The organism is Mycobacterium sp. (assembly GCF_019243155.1).
Lineage (GTDB): Bacteria > Actinomycetota > Actinomycetes > Mycobacteriales > Mycobacteriaceae > Mycobacterium.
The window spans coordinates 1-3,919 of sequence record NZ_JAFAUS010000016.1 but is presented as its reverse complement, the minus strand read 5'-3'; the positions used below and the strand labels follow the sequence as shown (position 1 = coordinate 3,919).

Annotated in this window: 3 protein-coding genes and 1 tRNA gene; 1 reads left to right on the top strand and 3 read right to left on the bottom strand. The window is 67.0% G+C overall.

Going from position 1 to position 3,919, the window contains the following annotated elements:
* Together JOZ00_RS00895 and JOZ00_RS00890 are read right to left on the bottom strand one after the other, a co-directional pair.
* Window positions 1–915, bottom strand: a 915-nt coding sequence (locus tag JOZ00_RS00895; protein ID WP_293338512.1) for a PPE family protein, incomplete at its 3' end; no start/stop codon positions are given.
* Window positions 916–982: 67 nt separating this feature from the next.
* Window positions 983–1,885, bottom strand: a complete 903-nt coding sequence (locus tag JOZ00_RS00890; protein ID WP_293338510.1) for a PE domain-containing protein — start codon at window positions 1,883–1,885, stop codon at window positions 983–985.
* Window positions 1,886–2,251: 366 nt separating this feature from the next.
* On the opposite strand from JOZ00_RS00890, the gene JOZ00_RS00885 reads away from it, so the two are divergent.
* Window positions 2,252–2,325: transfer RNA gene (locus JOZ00_RS00885), tRNA-Leu, on the top strand.
* Between the two features lie 104 nt (window positions 2,326–2,429).
* On the opposite strand, the gene JOZ00_RS00880 is transcribed toward JOZ00_RS00885, so the two are convergent.
* Window positions 2,430–3,611 (bottom strand): serine/threonine-protein kinase, encoded by a 1,182-nt coding sequence (locus JOZ00_RS00880; RefSeq protein WP_293338508.1) that lies wholly within the window; start codon window positions 3,609–3,611, stop codon window positions 2,430–2,432.
* Window positions 3,612–3,919 lie beyond the last annotated feature (308 nt).

The following is a 3,919-nucleotide window of genomic DNA, read 5'->3' as shown; positions in this document are numbered from 1 at the left end:
GACGCCGGCCGACGCCGCTGTGCCCATGGATGCCATACCACCCATGCCGCCCGCCGGCGCTACCGAGCCGACCATGGCGCCTTCCGTGATGCCCCCCGCACCGGCGGGCATCACATCGCTGACCGCGACACTCGGCACGGCGCCGAGGGTGTGGCCCAGCGACACCGCAGTCGGAATGGTGTTGCAGACCCACCACGCGGAGGTGTTCACGGCGCCGTTGATGCCGTTGAGGACCGACGGGGTGCCGAGGAAGTTGTCGATCGAGCCCAGAATGCCGTTGGTCGTGAAGGGCAGGGACGCCGCCTGGGCGAGCGGCGCTGCCGCCGCCTGGGCCGTCCCGCCGGTCGCGTTGCCGACGAGCGCGGCGTTGTCGACCGCCGAGGCGGACGCCGGGTTGGCGGTCGAGGCCAGCGGCGTCGACGGTGTGAGGGTCGCCGCCGCCGTCGAGGCGGCCTGGTAGGCGGCGTACATCGCGGTGTCTTGCGCCCACATTGCGGCGTACTGCGCCTCGGTGGCGGCGATCGCGGGCGTATTGATCCCCAGGAAGTTCGTCGCGACCAACTGCGCGAGCAGCGCCCTGTTGGCGGCGATCTCCGCCGGCGGAACCGTGGCCGCGTACGCGGCCTCGTACGCCGCCGCCGACGCGGTGGCTTGGGTACTCGCCTGCTCGAGCGCCGCGGCCGTCTGGGTCAGGTAGGTCACGATCGGCTCGGACGCGGCCGCCGCGGCTGACGACCCACCACCCGTCCAGGCGCCGGTGGTCAGCGTCGATATGATCGACTCCCACTGCGTTGCCGTGCTGCTCACCTCTGCGGCCAGGTTGGCGTATGACGCCGCGGCGGCCATCAGCGGCCCGGCGCCTGCGCCGGCGTACATGAGTCCCGAGATGACTTCCGGTGGTGAACCTTCAAGCATTTCTGTATCCCGTTCCTATTAGATGGTCGAATTTTGCGGAGTGTTGGCTGACTTTGGCGACAGTTGCCTAGACGGCCTGCGGCTTCGGCATGACGATCGGCTTGACGCCGTAGCGCGGTGCACCGAATCCGGCGGAACTGCGGCCGGCCGTGGCCATGCCGGGCATGCCGGGGATGACGTTGCCGACGCCGGCTTGCGGCGCGGCGGCGGTCCAGCCCACGGTGGTGACCGGCGTGATCGGGGCCGCCGCACCGACGGTGCCCGCCCAGCTCGGGGGCACCGACATGCTGCTGACCATGGTCGCCGAGCCCATCGAGGCCATGGGCACCCCGCCCATGCCGACCATGCCCAGGCCACCGGCCGCGGCACCGGTGGCTCCGACGCCCGGCGTGGCGGCGATGTCCGCAGCCAACCCGGCGCCCGCGGCATCAGCGGACGTGTCGGCCAGACCACCACCGGCCAGACCAATCAGATCGGAACCGGCAGACGCCCAGTTGCCACCACCGATGTTCAAGATATTGGCGCCGTTACTCGAGAGGCCGAAGATCCCGCCAAGCATTTGCGGGTTGGTGCCGTTGCCGGTGCTACCGAGGAGGTAGGAGAGCCAGTCGAGGGGAGTGTTCCCGGGCGCAGCGGCCGCCGCATTGGTCGCATTGGAAGTCGCACTGGAAAGCGTGGCTTGGGCCGCGTTGACAGCCTCGGTGTCGCCGTAGGCGTTCGAGCTGACCCCCAGGGTGCTCGCGTACTGCTGCAGCTGGGTCTGCGCCGCGGCGGCGGTCGTCTGGTACTGAGTGCCGTATGCCGAGAAGATCGCTGCCTGCTGAATCGATACCGGGTCGGCGGCGGCGGGAGCGACGACGGTGGTCGCCGAACCGGCGCCCGCGTTCTGCGCTTCGAGGTTGCTAAGGATTGCCGTCAACTGCCCCTGGGCGGCGAGCAACTCTGGTGGAATCGTACTTACGAAGGACATCTTTTGCTCCTCGGGTTCAAGAAATGCCGGCCCCCTCGCGGTGGCCGACCCTGGGTGTTTACGTAATAGCCCCTGTGCGTTGGCAAAAGGCTAACGACCCACGACCCAACGTTCCCGCCCAAAAGGCCAGCGTGACATCCGTTTACGGCTTCTTAACGCCGACGCCGCCAGTTTTAACAAGCTTCTGTCGGGCGACATAGCAACGTCATCTGGCCGGGGGTGATCAGGCGCACAAGTACGCGCGGCGCGCGGATCTTACTTCAATGCCGCGGCGGACGCATGTCGGGATTCAGCTAATTTCGGATGCGACGGTGGGTGGCATGCGATGTCACGGATCCGGGGATCGCGCGCTAGATTCGCCGCCGGGCCCCCATAGCCCAATTGGCAGAGGCAGCGGACTTAAAATCCGCCCAGTGTCGGTTCGAGTCCGACTGGGGGCACTGGCTCTCAGCTGTAGGGCGTAATGACGAAACTCACTGTAACGCAGGAGAGTTGAGCGACTGGCGCACCTAGGGCAGGGCCTGAACCGCTCGGGGTAGCCGCTCTAGTCTCCCTGGTCGCCGCCCTTTCCCTTGCCGTGTCCTTTACCAGGGCCGTGCACTGGTGGGGCGGGAGGCTGCTGCGTTGGCGAGGGTGGTGGCGGGGCGTTACTGACCGGAACCGGAGCCGCCGAACTGGTGGTGGTGACAGGCTCAGTAGGTGCGTGCGAGGACGACGCATCAAGCGCAAGCGCCAATGGAACAAGGATCAGCACCGCCAGGACCGCCAGGACGCTCAGCACCTTTCTCCTGCGGCTGCTCGTCGAAGACACCAGTGCGGGGAAGAAAGTGTTCGTGGGCGAGCCGGGAACCGGCACTTCCAGCAACTTGGTGGCCGGGTGGGGCGGCGGGGGGACCGGCATGGCTGCGGCCGCGGTACGACGATGGTGCAGCCCGGCGCGCATCTCCTCTGCACTAGCGAACCGCTGGCGCGGGTCGCGTGCGATCGCGCGTTCGATCACCCTGATCAGGCCGGGTTCGACGTCGGGTCGCAGCCCGGCTAGCTGCGGCGCGTGTCCGTGCAAAATGGCACCGGCGAGCGCCGCCATATTCTCCTGCGGGAACGGGCGATGCCCGGCAAGTGCTTCATAGCCCACGACGCCGACCGCATACAGATCATCGGTGACGCATGCAGGTGCACCGGCGAGTCGCTCTGGGCTCAGGTATGCAATGGTGCCGAGGATGTGGCCGGTCAGCGTGTTGGTGGCTTCTGGCGTCTTCGCAATCCCAAAGTCTGCAACCTTCATGACTTCGCCGCCCTCGGCAAGCAGGATGTTTCCAGGCTTGATGTCGCGGTGCAGGATGGCGGCGCGGTGTGCGGCAGTCAGCGCGGCCAGGACGTTGTCGAGCAGGACGTGGACCCGCTCCTGCGGCAGCGGACCATCGCGCACCTCGTCGGCCAGGGTTCCGCCGGGCAGCCGCTCCATCACGATGAAGGGCCTGCCGTCATGCTCGCCGATGTCGTAGATCCCGACGATATTCGGATGGTTGAGTGCCGCGGCCGCGTAAGCTTCCGCGTCAAATCGGTTCCGCATGCCGCTCTGGGCGCTCACCACCGGATGCATCAGCTTGATCGCGACCGGGCGCCGCAGTCGGCAATCCCAGCCGTCGCAAACCTCGGCCATGCCACCACGACCCAGCCTGCCGCGGACTTCATAGCGGCCGGCGAGCAATACGCCGGTGTTCATTCGCCCTGCTAACTCCGTGCCACTGCGGTCACAATTGTGCCGTCGGTTACCCGAACGGCGACGGCATAAAACGCTACGGCCCGACCCGGGTAGAGCAAGCGCCCAGGTGCCGCATCCCACCACCCGATGCGGTTTGCGATGAAGGGAAAATGGGGTACGCGTTGCGAGCAAGCGCGTGCCGGAAGGATCTGGTCAGGAAGAACCCGCGGGCGCTTACAGACCCAATACACACTCCACACATGTGGGAAGTCGCCTCAACTAATCCGGCTAGTATCTGCCTTCCCGCGTAGTTCAGCGGATTCGTACGC